Annotated in this window: 13 protein-coding genes; 1 reads left to right on the top strand and 12 read right to left on the bottom strand. The window is 70.5% G+C overall.

What is annotated here, in order from left to right:
- Window positions 1-12: 12 nt before the first annotated feature.
- The 12 genes from coaBC to pyrR form a co-directional block, all read right to left on the bottom strand.
- Window positions 13-1,215 (bottom strand): bifunctional phosphopantothenoylcysteine decarboxylase/phosphopantothenate--cysteine ligase CoaBC, encoded by a 1,203-nt coding sequence (coaBC, locus tag ACIQJT_RS37055; RefSeq protein ID WP_402650047.1) that lies wholly within the window; start codon window positions 1,213-1,215, stop codon window positions 13-15.
- A gap of 128 nt (window positions 1,216-1,343) precedes the next feature.
- Entirely contained in the window at window positions 1,344-1,616 is a 273-nt protein-coding gene (rpoZ, locus tag ACIQJT_RS37050; protein ID WP_003988945.1) for a DNA-directed RNA polymerase subunit omega, read from the bottom strand.
- Between the two features lie 65 nt (window positions 1,617-1,681).
- Window positions 1,682-2,275 carry a guanylate kinase gene (gene gmk, locus ACIQJT_RS37045; protein ID WP_078960127.1) on the bottom strand — a complete coding sequence of 198 codons (594 nt, stop codon included), beginning with the start codon at window positions 2,273-2,275 and terminating at the stop codon, window positions 1,682-1,684.
- A gap of 60 nt (window positions 2,276-2,335) precedes the next feature.
- Complete coding sequence (locus ACIQJT_RS37040) at window positions 2,336-2,659, bottom strand: integration host factor (protein ID WP_003977346.1); 324 nt, start codon at window positions 2,657-2,659, stop codon at window positions 2,336-2,338.
- Between the two features lie 324 nt (window positions 2,660-2,983).
- On the bottom strand, window positions 2,984-3,823 hold the full coding sequence (gene pyrF, locus ACIQJT_RS37035) for an orotidine-5'-phosphate decarboxylase (RefSeq protein ID WP_365463557.1): 840 nt from the start codon (window positions 3,821-3,823) through the stop codon (window positions 2,984-2,986).
- A complete protein-coding gene (locus tag ACIQJT_RS37030) occupies window positions 3,820-4,929 on the bottom strand; it encodes a quinone-dependent dihydroorotate dehydrogenase (RefSeq protein ID WP_402650046.1) in 1,110 nt (369 codons plus the stop codon). The genes pyrF and ACIQJT_RS37030 overlap by 4 nt, the downstream gene beginning before the upstream one ends.
- Window positions 4,930-4,980: 51 nt before the next feature.
- Complete coding sequence (gene carB, locus ACIQJT_RS37025) at window positions 4,981-8,289, bottom strand: carbamoyl-phosphate synthase large subunit (protein WP_402650045.1); 3,309 nt, start codon at window positions 8,287-8,289, stop codon at window positions 4,981-4,983.
- Entirely contained in the window at window positions 8,282-9,424 is a 1,143-nt protein-coding gene (gene carA / locus ACIQJT_RS37020; protein ID WP_402650044.1) for a glutamine-hydrolyzing carbamoyl-phosphate synthase small subunit, read from the bottom strand. The genes carB and carA overlap by 8 nt, the downstream gene beginning before the upstream one ends.
- A complete protein-coding gene (locus ACIQJT_RS37015) occupies window positions 9,421-9,987 on the bottom strand; it encodes a hypothetical protein (RefSeq protein WP_365463569.1) in 567 nt (188 codons plus the stop codon). Before ACIQJT_RS37015 ends, carA begins: the two co-directional genes overlap by 4 nt.
- Window positions 9,984-11,270: a dihydroorotase gene (locus ACIQJT_RS37010; protein WP_365463571.1), complete on the bottom strand. Its 1,287-nt coding sequence runs from the start codon at window positions 11,268-11,270 to the stop codon at window positions 9,984-9,986. Before ACIQJT_RS37010 ends, ACIQJT_RS37015 begins: the two co-directional genes overlap by 4 nt.
- A 5-nt stretch (window positions 11,271-11,275) precedes the next feature.
- Window positions 11,276-12,253 (bottom strand): aspartate carbamoyltransferase catalytic subunit, encoded by a 978-nt coding sequence (locus ACIQJT_RS37005; RefSeq protein WP_053852071.1) that lies wholly within the window; start codon window positions 12,251-12,253, stop codon window positions 11,276-11,278.
- An 81-nt stretch (window positions 12,254-12,334) separates the two neighbouring features.
- Window positions 12,335-12,910, bottom strand: coding sequence for a bifunctional pyr operon transcriptional regulator/uracil phosphoribosyltransferase PyrR (gene pyrR / locus ACIQJT_RS37000; RefSeq protein ID WP_365463574.1), 576 nt, complete (start codon window positions 12,908-12,910; stop codon window positions 12,335-12,337).
- A gap of 253 nt (window positions 12,911-13,163) precedes the next feature.
- Here pyrR and bldD point away from each other — a divergent pair, with 253 nt between their 5' ends.
- On the top strand, window positions 13,164-13,664 hold the full coding sequence (bldD, locus tag ACIQJT_RS36995) for a transcriptional regulator BldD (RefSeq protein WP_003956405.1): 501 nt from the start codon (window positions 13,164-13,166) through the stop codon (window positions 13,662-13,664).
- Window positions 13,665-13,803: the final 139 nt, after the last annotated feature.

Below are 13,803 nucleotides of genomic sequence, written 5' to 3'. Positions count from 1 at the left end.
CGACGGAAGCGGTCAGGGCAGACGCCTCACCACCAGGTCCCAGACGGTTTCGGCCAGGAACTCCTTCGGGCCGTGCGGGACCGGGGTCTCGCTGCCGTCGGCGCCCAGAACCACCGCCTCGTTCTCCTCCGACCCGAAGGTCTTGCGCTCGCCCACCTCGTTGACGACGAGGAGGTCGCAGCCCTTGCGCAGCAGCTTCGTGCGGCCGTTGGCCAGCACGTCGTCGGTCTCGGCGGCGAATCCGACGACCACCTGGCCCGGGCGGGCGCGTTCGGCCGAGATCTCGGCGAGGATGTCCGGATTCCGCACCAGAACGATGGGATCGGGCTCCTGACCGTCCTTCTTCTTGATCTTCCCGGCCACGTAGGTCTGCGGCCGGAAGTCCGCGACCGCCGCCGCCATGACGACCGCGTCGGCGTCGGCCGCGGCCTTCAGGACGGCTTCCCGCAGTTGCACGGCCGTCCCGACGGGGACGACGTCCACACCGGCCGGGTCCGGCATGCCGGTGTTCGCGGCGATGAGGGTGACCCGGGCGCCGCGCGCGGCCGCGGTGCGGGCGAGGGCGTACCCCTGCTTGCCGGAGGAGCGGTTCCCGAGGAACCGCACCGGATCGAGGGGTTCGCGGGTGCCACCGGCGCTGATCACGACGTGCCGGCCCTTGAGGTCGGGCTCGGTCGCACCGCGGGCCAGCACACGGCGGCAGACCTCGAAGATCTCGGCCGGGTCGGGCAGCCGGCCCTTGCCGGTGTCGACGCCGGTCAGACGGCCGACGGCCGGTTCGATCACCACGCCACCGCGGCGGCGCAGGGTCGCGACGTTCTCCTGGGTGGCCGGGTGCTCCCACATCTCGGTGTGCATGGCGGGGGCGAAGACGACCGGGCAGCGGGCCGTCAGGAGCGTGTTGGTGAGCAGGTCGTCCGCCAGGCCGTGCGCCGCCTTGGCGAGCATGTCGGCGGTGGCCGGGGCCACGACGACGAGGTCGGCGTGCTGCCCGATGCGGACGTGCGGGACCTCGTGGACGTCGTCCCAGACCTCGGTCGAGACCGGGTGGCCGGACAGCGCGGACCAGGTGGCGGCGCCCACGAAGTGCAGGGCGGAGGCGGTGGGGACGACCCGGACGTCGTGGCCGGACTCCGTGAGCCTTCTCAGCAGCTCGCAGGCCTTGTACGCGGCGATGCCACCGCTGACCCCCAGCACGACCTTCGGCTTGTCCACCGTCTCTCCCCGGCTCGGCAACGTACGCGTGCGGCGTACGGGTCCATCACACACCACAGGCCCGACAGTCGCGCTGTCGGGCCTGTGGATGAGTCAGCGAAAAGCTGAAAGTACTACTGAAACGCCTGCTACTGCGCCGGACCCTCGACGGCCTCGGACGTCAGCAGACCCGCGTTGATCTCGCGGAGGGCGATCGAGAGCGGCTTCTCGTGGACGTGGGTGTCCACCAGCGGACCGACATACTCGAGGAGGCCCTCGCCGAGCTGCGAGTAGTACGCGTTGATCTGGCGGGCCCGCTTGGCCGCGTAGATCACGAGGCTGTACTTCGAGTCGGTGGCCTCGAGGAGCTCGTCGATCGGCGGGTTGATGATGCCCTCGGGCGCGGAGATGGAAGAGGACACGCTCTACCTTCCGATGGATGGGAAAGAATCGGTGTGCGTGATCACGCCTCTACGAGCAGGCACGATCACACGACATCCATCAAGGCTAGCAGCTCGCGCGCCACGTCCTCGACGGAGGTGTTGACCAAGGTCACATCGAACTCGGGTTCAGCCGCCAGTTCGACCTTCGCCGCCTCCAGGCGGCGCTCGATCACCTCGGGCGGCTCGGTGCCACGACCGGTGAGTCTGCGCACCAGCTCCTCCCAGGAGGGCGGAGCCAGGAACACGAGCTGGGCGTCCGTCATGGACTCACGGACCTGCCGGGCACCCTGGAGGTCGATCTCCAGCAGGACGGGCTCACCCGCCTCCAGTCGCTCCAGCACGGCCGCACGCGGCGTGCCGTAGCGGTTGCCGGCGAACTCGGCCCACTCCAGCAGCTCGCCGTTGGCGATCAGCTTGTCCATCTCGTCGTCGGTGACGAAGAAGTACTGGACGCCGTGCTTCTCGCCGGGGCGGGGCTTGCGGGTCGTCGCCGACACCGAGAGCCAGACCTCGGGGTGTTCCTTGCGCATATGGGCGACGACCGTGCTCTTGCCGACCCCTGAGGGGCCGGAGAGCACGGTCAGCCGCGGACGTACGTCCGGGGGCTCGGGGGTCGTCCCCCGGAATGTTGCAGCCATGCAGCGATTATTCCAGCAATCCCGGAGTGCCCGGGACTCCCCTTCCCGGAGAGACCCGGTTCAGGAACCCGTGCTGCCGAACTCACGCTCCAGCGAAGCGATCTGGTTGGAGCCGAGGCCGCGCACACGACGGCTCTCGGAGATGCCGAGTCGCTCCATGATCTGCTTGGCGCGGACCTTGCCCACGCCCGGCAGGGACTCGAGCAGGGCGGAGACCTTCATCTTGCCGATGACGTCGTTCTCCTGGCCCTGCTTGATGACCTCGTGGAGAGAGGCGCCGGAGTGCTTGAGTCGATTCTTGACCTCGGCCCGCTCCCGGCGAGCCGCGGCGGCCTTTTCGAGCGCGGCTGCGCGCTGTTCAGGGGTAAGGGGCGGAAGAGCCACGCCTACGTCACCTCGGATGTCGAACTGTCGGATACGGACCGGTGAGGAACCTAGTCGCCCCACACCTGGGGAGCCACGAGCAACACGCTCGCCCGTTGACTCTGCGTCGGAGACTAGCGGCCAAGTCCGCCAGAGTCAGCGAGAACAGCGGAAAAGTCCTGGTCAGCCTCCGTCAGGACGGACATTCCTGACATACTGCCCCGGATTTGAGGATGTATTCAGGCTCAAGCGGGCCTCGGACCTCCCGCCGGAGGACTCGAACGCCGGCGTCGAACATCCGCGCCGACCGCCGGAAACGCCCCGTCCGGTCCTCCGACACCCGCCTCAGCCCGTCGGCAGCGCCGAGCGGATCTCCTCCGCGAACCGGTCCGTGGCGGCGCGCAGCGCGCCGAGGTCGGGACCGTGCCGCAGCACTCCCCGGCTGACGTTCGGGACGACGTTGCGGATCGCCGCGCCGAAGACCCGGGGAAGGTCGGCCGGGGTGGCCCCCTGGGCGCCGACGCCGGGCGCGAGGAGCGGGCCGTTGATGTCCAGGTCGTAGGCCGACAGGTCGCCCAGGGTCGCGCCCACGACGGCGCCGAAGGACCCCAGGGGCTCCTCCCCCGTGTTCTCGGCGGCCAGGTGGGCCAGCATGGTCGCGCCGACGTTCCGGCCGTCCGCGCGGACCGCGTGCTGGACCTCGCCGCCCTCCGGGTTGGAGGTGAGCGCGAGCACGAACAGGCCCGCGCCGCTCTCGCGGGCCAGCGCGATCGCCGGCGAGAGCGAGCCGTAGCCGAGGTAGGGCGACACGGTCAGGGCGTCCGAGAACAGCGGGGAGTCCTTGCGCAGAAAGGCCTCGGCGTACGCGGCCATGGTCGAGCCGATGTCACCGCGCTTGGCGTCCATGAGGACCAGCGCACCGGCCGCGCGGGCCTCCTCGACGGTCCGCTCCAGGACCGCGACGCCCCGCGAGCCGAAGCGCTCGAAGAACGCGCTCTGCGGCTTGAACAGGGCGACGCGGTCGGACAGCGCCTCGACGACCGTCAGGCTGAAGCGCTCCAGGCCGGCCACGTCGTCGTGCAGACCCCACTCGGTGAGCAGGGAGGCGTGCGGGTCGATCCCCACGCACAGGGGGCCGCGCTCGTCCATGGCGCGGCGCAGGCGGGCGCCGAAGGGCTCGGTCATACCGTGGTCTTCCTCACGTCGGCGCCGACCGCGTCGGCGAGGGTGGCGTACGGGCTCGTGCGCAGGCGCGCGGCGAGGCCCTTGTGGATGGCACGGGCCCAGAAGGGCCCCTCGTAGACGAACGCGCTGTAGCCCTGGACCAGGGTGGCACCCGCCAGGATCCGCTGCCAGGCGTCCTCGGCGTTCTCGACGCCTCCGACGCCCACCAGGGTGATCCGGTCGCCCACGCGCGCGTACAGGCGCCTGAGGACCTCCAGGGAGCGCTTCTTGAGAGGTGCTCCGGAGAGCCCGCCGGTCTCCTTCACCAGGGCAGGTCCGGATGCCAGACCGAGTCCCTCGCGCGCGATGGTGGTGTTGGTGGCGATGATGCCGTCCAGGCCGAGTTCGACGGCCAGGTCGGCGACCGCGTCGACGTCCTCGTCGGCGAGGTCGGGCGCGATCTTCACCAGGAGCGGGACGCGGCGGTTCGTGACGGTCCGGTCGGCCGCCTCGCGGACGGCGGTCAGGAGCGGGCGCAGCGCCTCGGTGGCCTGGAGGTTGCGCAGGCCGGGGGTGTTGGGCGACGACACGTTCACGACGAGGTAGTCGGCGAAGGGCGCGAGGCGTTCCGTCGACTTCACGTAGTCGCCGACCGCCTCGGCCTCGGGGACGACCTTGGTCTTGCCGATGTTGACGCCGACGACGGTCTTGAAGACCGGCTCACGGGACGCCAGACGGGCCGCGACGGCCAGTGAGCCCTCGTTGTTGAAGCCCATGCGGTTGATCAGCGCGCGGTCCTGCACGAGGCGGAACAGCCGCTTCCTGGGGTTGCCCGGCTGGGCCTCCCCGGTCACGGTGCCGATCTCGACGTGGTCGAAGCCCAGCATGGCCATGCCGTCGATCGCGACCGCGTTCTTGTCGAAGCCCGCGGCGAGACCGAAGGGTCCGTGCATGCGCAGCCCGAAGGCCTCGGTGCGCAGTTCCTTGTGCCGCGGCGCGAGGGCGGCCGCGACGAAGGTGCGCAGCACGGGGACGCGGGCGGCGAGCCGGATCCAGCGGAAGGCGAGGTGGTGTGCCTTCTCGGGGTCCATGCGCCGGAAGACGAGATTGAAGAAGATCTTGTACATGGTGTCCTCATGAAGAGGGGGACACCGTTTCCGGTGTCCCCCTCAGGGCTGCTAGTCGCGGGCCGCGGTCAGGTGTTCCGCGTGTTCCTGGAGCGAACGGACGCCCACGTCACCGTGGTTGAGGGCGTCGATGCCCTGGACGGCGGCGGCGAGCGCCTGGACCGTCGTCAGACACGGGACCGACCGCGCCACCGCCGCCGTACGGATCTCGTAGCCGTCGAGGCGGCCGCCGGTGCCGTACGGGGTGTTGACGATCAGGTCCACCTCGCCGTCGTGGATGAGCTGGACGATGGTCTTCTCGCCGTTCGGCCCGGTGCCCTCGGACTGCTTGCGCACGACGGTGGCGTTGATGCCGTTGCGCTTGAGGACCTCGGCGGTGCCGGAGGTGGCGAGCAGCTCGAAGCCGTGGGCGACGAGCTCGCGCGCCGGGAAGATCATCGAGCGCTTGTCGCGGTTGGCGACCGAGATGAAGGCGCGGCCCTTGGTCGGCAGCGGCCCGTAGGCGCCCGCCTGCGACTTGGCGTACGCCGTGCCGAAGACGGAGTCGATGCCCATCACCTCGCCGGTGGAGCGCATCTCCGGGCCGAGGACCGTGTCCACGCCGCGGCCGTGGATGTCGCGGAAGCGCGACCACGGCATGACCGCCTCCTTGACGGAGATCGGCGCGTCCAGCGGCAGCTCGCCGCCGTCGCCGTTGGCCGGGAGCAGGCCCTCGGCGCGCAGTTCGGCGACGGTCGCGCCCAGCGAGATGCGGGCGGCGGCCTTGGCGAGCGGCACCGCGGTCGCCTTCGAGGTGAAGGGGACCGTGCGGGACGCGCGCGGGTTGGCCTCCAGGACGTAGAGGATGTCGCCGGCCATCGCGAACTGGATGTTGATCAGGCCGCGGACGCCCACCCCGCGCGCGATGGCCTCGGTGGAGGCCCGCAGGCGCTTGATGTCGAAGCCGCCCAGGGTGATCGGCGGCAGCGCGCACGCCGAGTCGCCGGAGTGGATGCCGGCCTCCTCGATGTGCTCCATCACGCCGCCCAGGTAGAGCTCCTGGCCGTCGTAGAGGGCGTCGACGTCGATCTCGATGGCGTCGTCCAGGAAGCGGTCGACCAGGACCGGCCGCGAGGGGCTGATCTCGGTCGACTCGGCGATGTAGGACTCCAGGCGGGTCTCGTCGTAGACGATCTCCATGCCCCGGCCGCCGAGGACGTACGAGGGCCGCACGAGGACCGGGTAGCCGATCTCGTCCGCGATGGCCTTGGCGCCGGCGAAGGTGGTGGCGGTGCCGTGCTTGGGGGCCGGCAGGCCCGCCTCGGCGAGGACCCGGCCGAAGGCACCGCGGTCCTCGGCGGCGTGGATCGCCTCGGGCGAGGTCCCCACGACCGGCACGCCGTTGTCCTTGAGCGCCTGCGCCAGGCCCAGCGGGGTCTGGCCGCCGAGCTGCACGATGACGCCCGCGACCGGTCCCGCCTGCTGCTCGGCGTGGACGATCTCCAGGACGTCCTCCAGGGTGAGCGGCTCGAAGTAGAGCCGGTCGGAGGTGTCGTAGTCGGTGGAGACGGTCTCCGGGTTGCAGTTGACCATCACCGTCTCGTACCCGGCGTCCGACAGCGCGAAGGACGCGTGCACGCAGGAGTAGTCGAACTCGATGCCCTGGCCGATGCGGTTCGGGCCGGAGCCCAGGATGATGACGGCCGCCTTCTCGCGGGGCGCGACCTCGCTCTCCTCGTCGTAGGAGGAGTAGAAGTACGGCGTCTTCGCGGCGAACTCGGCCGCGCAGGTGTCGACGGTCTTGTAGACCGGGCGCACGCCGAGCGCGTGCCGCACCTCGCGCACCACGTCCTCGCGCAGACCGCGGATCTCGCCGATCTGCTGGTCGGAGAAGCCGTGCCGCTTGGCCTCGGCGAGGAGATCGGCGTCCAGACGCTCAGCGGAGGCCAGCTCGTCGGCGACCTCCTTGATCAGGAAGAGCTGGTCGACGAACCAGGGGTCGATCTTCGTGTACTCGAAGACCTCCTCCGGCGTGGCGCCCGCGCGGATGGCCTGCATGACGGTGTTGATCCGGCCGTCGGTGGGCCGTACGGACTCCTCCAGGAGGGCCGTCTTGTCGCCGGGCTCGCCCACGAAAGTGAACTGGCTGCCCTTCTTCTCCAGCGAGCGCAGCGCCTTCTGGAAGGCCTCGGTGAAGTTGCGGCCGATCGCCATGGCCTCGCCGACCGACTTCATGGTGGTCGTGAGGGTGGAGTCGGCGGACGGGAACTTCTCGAAGGCGAACCGCGGGGCCTTGACCACGACGTAGTCGAGCGTCGGCTCGAAGGAGGCCGGGGTCTGCTCGGTGATGTCGTTGGGGATCTCGTCCAGCGTGTAGCCGACGGCGAGCTTCGCGGCGATCTTGGCGATCGGGAAGCCGGTCGCCTTGGAGGCGAGCGCCGAGGACCGCGACACGCGCGGGTTCATCTCGATGACGATCACGCGACCGTCCTCGGGGTTCACCGCGAACTGGATGTTGCAGCCGCCGGTGTCGACGCCGACCTCGCGGATGATCGCGATGCCGACGTCCCGCAGGACCTGGTACTCGCGGTCGGTGAGCGTCATGGCGGGCGCGACGGTGATCGAGTCGCCGGTGTGCACGCCCATCGGGTCGAAGTTCTCGATGGAGCAGACGACCACGACGTTGTCGTGCTTGTCGCGCATCAGCTCCAGTTCGTACTCCTTCCAGCCGAGGATGGACTCCTCCAGGAGCACCTCGGTGGTCGGCGAGAGGGTCAGGCCCTGGCCGGCGATGCGGCGCAGCTCCTCCTCGTCGTGCGCGAAACCGGAGCCGGCGCCGCCCATGGTGAAGGAGGGGCGCACGACGACCGGGTAGCCGCCGAGCGTCTCGACGCCCTTGAGGACGTCGTCCATGGAGTGGCAGATGACCGAGCGGGCGGACTCGCCGTGCCCGATCTTCTTGCGGACCTCCTCGACGACGTCCTTGAACAGGTCGCGGTCCTCGCCCTTGTGGATGGCCTGGACGTTGGCGCCGATCAGTTCGACGCCGTACTTGTCGAGGGTGCCGGCCTCGTGCAGCGAGATCGCCGTGTTCAGGGCCGTCTGGCCGCCCAGGGTGGGCAGCAGGGCGTCGGGGCGCTCCTTGGCGATGATCTTCTCGACGAACTCCGGGGTGATCGGCTCGACGTAGGTGGCGTCGGCGATCTCCGGGTCGGTCATGATCGTCGCCGGGTTGGAGTTGACGAGGATGACGCGCAGGCCCTCGGCCTTGAGCACGCGGCACGCCTGGGTACCGGAGTAGTCGAACTCGGCGGCCTGGCCGATGACGATCGGGCCGGAGCCGATGACCAGGACGGACTGGATATCGGAGCGCTTAGGCACGCTGGCCCTCCATCAGGGATACGAAGCGGTCGAACAGGTAGGCGGCGTCGTGCGGGCCCGCTGCCGCTTCGGGGTGGTACTGGACGGAGAAGGCCGGCTGGTCGAGCAGCTGGAGCCCCTCCACGACGTCGTCGTTCAGGCACACGTGGGAGACCTCGGCGCGGCCGAACTTGGTCTCGCTGACCTTGTCGAGCGGCGCGTCCACGGCGAACCCGTGGTTGTGCGCGGTGACCTCGACCTTGCCGGTGGTGCGGTCCTGCACGGGCTGGTTGATGCCCCGGTGCCCGTACTTCAGCTTGTAGGTGCCGAAGCCGAGGGCCCGGCCGAGGATCTGGTTGCCGAAGCAGATGCCGAACAGCGGCGTCTTCCGCTCCAGCACCGCGGTCATGAGCGCGACCGGGCCGTCGGCGGTCGCCGGGTCGCCGGGTCCGTTGGAGAAGAACACGCCGTCCGGCTCGACGGCGTAGACCTCGTCGACGCTCGCCGTGGCCGGCAGGACGTGCACCTCGATGCCCCGCTGGGCCATGCGGTGCGGGGTCATGCCCTTGATGCCGAGGTCGATCGCGGCGACGGTGAACTTCTTCTCGCCGACCGCCGGGACGACGTACGTCTCCTTGGTGGCGACCTCCTCGTACAGCGAGGCGCCCTTCATGTGCGGCTGGGCCTGCACGCGCGCGACGAGCTCGGACTCGGCGGCGATCGCCTCGCCGGAGAAGATCCCGGCGCGCATGGAGCCGCGCTTGCGCAGGTGGCGGGTGAGCGCGCGGGTGTCGATGCCGGAGATCCCGACGATGTCCTGCGCGACCAGCTCGTCGTCCAGGGAGCGCTGGGCGCGCCAGTTGGACGGCACGCGCGCGGGGTCGCGCACGACGTATCCGGAGACCCAGATGCGGCGGGACTCGTCGTCCTCGTCGTTCCAGCCGGTGTTGCCGATCTGGGGGGCGGTCGCGACCACGATCTGGCGGTCGTAGGAGGGGTCGGTCAGGGTCTCCTGGTAGCCGGTCATGCCGGTGGAGAACACGGCCTCGCCGAAGGTCTCCCCCACGGCCCCGTAGGCACGGCCGCGGAAGATCCGGCCGTCCTCCAGGACGAGTACCGCGGGGACCTTCGAGGCCCCCCTTGTGGAGGTCGTCATCGCGCGCCTTCCGTTTCCGTCTTGTTGATCATGGAGTTGATGGCGTCGACCCACTCGGTGTGCTCGGCCGCGTGGTCCGAGCGGAACCCCGAGTCGATCAGTCGCTCGCCGTGGGCCCAGGTCACGAGGAGGAGTCCGCCCTCGGTCAGGACCTTGCCGGCGATGCCCTTGCCGAGCACGGCCTCCCGCAGGGCCTCGCGCGGGATGAAGAAGTCGGTCGCCCCGGGGCGTACGACGTCCACTCCCGCGTCCGTCAGGGTGAGCTCGACCCGGCTGCGGGTGCCGAGGCCGTGCGCCACGATCCGGTCGAGCCACTGGCCGGCCGTGGTGGAGCCGTGGTAGCGGCCGCTCATGCTCAGTCTCGCCGGGCCGGGGTCGTCCGGCGCGGCGGGGAGCTCGGGCAGGTCGCCCTGGAGGGTGCCGCGCCACTTCCAGCCCTCGCGCATCAGCCAGTAGACGAGGGCGACGAACAGGGCGAGGCCGACGAGCCAGCCGATGCGGGCGGCCCAGTCGGTCACCGGCGCCGATTCCTTGCCGGCCGCGATCAGTAGTGCAGATGTCACGTGAGCTTCCCGTCGACGAGCGTGGCCTTGCCCCGGAGCCACGTGTGGGTGACACGGCCCGGCAGCTCACGCCCCTCGTACGGGGTGTTGCGGCTGCGCGAGGCGAAGCCCGCGGGGTCCACCGACCCACGGTATTCCGTGTCGACCAGCGTGAGGTTGGCGGGCTCACCAGCCGAGACGGGACGGCCGTGTCCGGCGGCCTGCCCGATGCGGGCCGGCGCGAGGGACATGCGCTCGGCGACCCCGGCCCAGTCGAGGAGCCCGGTGTCCACCATGGTCTCCTGCACCACCGACAACGCGGTCTCCAGGCCGACCATGCCCATGGCGGCGGCGGCCCACTCGCAGTCCTTGTCCTCGTGCGGGTGCGGGGCGTGGTCGGTGGCGACGATGTCGATCGTGCCGTCGGCCAGGGCCTCGCGCAGGGCGAGCACGTCCCGCTCGGTGCGCAGCGGCGGGTTCACCTTGTAGACCGGGTTGTAGGTGCGCACCAGCTCGTCGGTGAGGAGCAGGTGGTGCGGGGTGACCTCGGCGGTGACGTCGATGCCCCGGGACTTGGCCCAGCGCACGATCTCGACGGACCCGGCGGTCGACAGGTGGCAGATGTGCACGCGGGAGCCGACGTGCTCGGCGAGCAGGACGTCCCGGGCGATGATCGACTCCTCGGCCACCGCGGGCCAGCCGCCGAGGCCCAGCTCGGCGGAGACGATCCCCTCGTTCATCTGGGCGCCCTCGGTCAGGCGCGGCTCCTGCGCGTGCTGGGCGACGACCCCGCCGAAGGCCTTCACGTACTCCAGGGCGCGCCGCATGATCACGGCGTCGTCGACGCACTTGCCGTCGTCGGAGAACACGGTGACCCCGGCGGCCGACTCGTGCATGGCGCCGAGTTCGGCGAGCTTCTTGCCCTCCAGGCCGACGGTGACGGCGCCGATGGGCTGCACGTCGCAGTAGCCGTGCTCCTGGCCGAGCCGGTACACCTGCTCGACCACGCCGGCGGTGTCGGCGACGGGGAAGGTGTTGGCCATGGCGAACACGGCCGTGTAACCGCCGGAGGCGGCCGCGCGCGTGCCGGTCAGCACGGTCTCGGAGTCCTCGCGGCCCGGCTCGCGCAGATGGGTGTGCAGGTCGACCAGGCCCGGCAGGAGCACCTTGCCGGCCGCCTCGACGACCTCGGCGCCCTCGGCCGAGAGGCCCGTGCCGACCGCCTCGATGACGGAGCCGTCGATCAGGACGTCCTGCGGCTCGCCGCCGAGGACCTTCGCACCACGGATCAGGATCTTGCTCATGTGACTTACTTCTCCTCGATGCGGGTGTGAGAGGCGGCGGGCTCGTTCCCACCGAGCAGCAGGTACAGCACGGCCATCCGGATGGAGACGCCGTTGGCGACCTGCTCCACCACGGTGCAGCGGTCGGAGTCGGCGACCTCGGCGGTGATCTCCATGCCGCGGACCATCGGGCCGGGGTGCATCACGATGGCGTGCTCGGGCATCCGCGCCATGCGGTCGCCGTCCAGGCCGTAGCGCCGCGAGTACTCGCGCTCGGTCGGGAAGAACGCGGCGTTCATGCGCTCGCGCTGGACGCGCAGCATCATCACCGCGTCGGACTTGGCGAGCGTGCTGTCCAGGTCGTACGAGACCTCGCAGGGCCAGGTCTCGACGCCGACCGGCACCAGGGTGGGCGGGGCGACGAGGGTGACCTCGGCGCCGAGGGTGTGCAGCAGGTCGACGTTGGAGCGGGCGACGCGGCTGTGCAGGACGTCCCCGACGAGCGTGATGCGCTTTCCGGAGAGATCCTGTCCGATCCCGGCGTCCCGCCCGACGAGCCGGCGGCGCATGGTGAACGCGTCCAGCAGGGCCTGCGTCGGGTGCTGGTGGGTGCCGTCACCGGCGTTGATGACGGCCGCGTCGATCCACCCGGAGTTGGCGAGGCGGTACGGCGCTCCGGAGGCGCCGTGGCGGATGACGACGGCGTCGACGCCCATGGCCTCCAGGGTCTGGGCGGTGTCCTTGAGGGACTCGCCCTTGGACACGCTGGAGCCCTTGGCGGTGAAGTTGATGACGTCCGCCGAGAGACGCTTCTCGGCGGCCTCGAAGGAGATACGCGTGCGCGTGGAGTCCTCGAAGAAGAGGTTGACGATCGTGCGGCCGCGCAGGGTCGGCAGCTTCTTGATCGGCCGGTCGGCGACCCGGGCCATCTCCTCGGCGGTGTCGAGGATCAGGACGGCGTCGTCGCGGGTGAGGTCGGCGGCCGAGATGAGATGACGCTGCATCTGTCAGGCTCCGTAAGGCAGTTCAGGGGAGATTCCGGGCAAGCGAGGGCGCGCCGAGGACCGGCGTGCCCCGGGGGCTCGCTACTGGGCCGGCTTCACACCGAGCAGGACGGTGTCGCGACCGTCCTCCTCGACGAGCTGGACCTTGACCGTCTCCCGCAACGACGTGGGGAGGTTCTTGCCGACGTAGTCGGCGCGGATGGGCAGTTCGCGGTGGCCTCTGTCGACGAGGACCGCGAGCTGCACCGCGCGCGGGCGCCCGATGTCGTTCAGGGCGTCCAGGGCCGCGCGGATGGTGCGGCCGGAGAAGAGCACGTCGTCGACGAGGACGACCAGGCGGCCGTCGATGCCGTCACCGGGGATCTCGGTGCGGGCCAGCGCACGCGGCGGGTGCATGCGCAGGTCGTCGCGGTACATGGTGATGTCGAGCGAACCGACCGGGACCGTGCGGTCGGTGATCTCCTCCAGCTTCGCGGCGAGCCGCTGGGCGAGGAAGACACCTCGGGTCGGGATTCCGAGGAGCACCACGTCGTCGGCGCCCTTGGCGCGTTCGACGATCTCGTGGGCGATACGGGTCAGCACGCGCGCGATGTCGGGGCCTTCGAGAACGGGCCGCGCATCGGACGCCTGGATATCGGAAGTGTCCTGCTTGTCCATACGAAACGGACCTCCTTCTCCGCCTCACGGGACGGACCTTAAAGGACGTCGGATTTGCGCCATCCACCGTAGCAGGCCGGAACGAGGCCCCGGTTCACCCCCCTGGCCCAATCGGCCTCCACTCTTACGGAAGAGTCGGTGTGGACCATTCGGCTTGACGCAGAAGAGTCACGCTGCGTAACCTCACAGTGAGTTACCAGACGCGCGGCTCGAAACCACTGCGGCCGCGTCGATCCAGTGTCCGGGGAGCTATATGTCCAGCGAATACGCCAAACAGCTCGGGGCCAAGCTCCGGGCCATCCGCACCCAGCAGGGCCTTTCCCTCCACGGTGTCGAGGAGAAGTCCCAGGGACGCTGGAAGGCGGTCGTGGTCGGTTCGTACGAGCGCGGCGACCGCGCGGTGACCGTGCAGCGTCTTGCCGAGTTGGCGGATTTCTACGGCGTTCCGGTGCAGGAGCTGCTGCCCGGCACCACCCCGGGCGGGGCCGCCGAGCCCCCGCCGAAGCTGGTCCTGGACCTGGAGCGGCTGGCCCACGTCCCGGCCGAGAAGGCGGGCCCCCTCCAGCGCTACGCCGCGACGATCCAGTCGCAGCGCGGTGACTACAACGGCAAGGTGCTCTCGATCCGCCAGGACGACCTGCGCACACTCGCCGTCATCTACGACCAGTCCCCCTCGGTCCTCACCGAGCAGCTGATCAGCTGGGGCGTGCTGGACGCGGACGCGCGTCGCGCGGTGTCCCACGAGGAGAGCTGAGCCGCTCCCAGCCTCAGCAGAAACGTGGCGCCCGGGGGGGGGGGGCGGACCGCGCGTGGGCCCCCCCCCCGCCGGCTGGGGGGGGCCCGCCACACCGCGGCCCCCCGCCACCCGACGGGGCGGCCCCGCCGGGCGCGGG

It is taken from the genome of Streptomyces sp. NPDC091972, from assembly GCF_044756385.1.
GTDB lineage: Bacteria > Actinomycetota > Actinomycetes > Streptomycetales > Streptomycetaceae > Streptomyces.
This window is presented reverse-complemented; position numbering and strand designations above follow the sequence as displayed.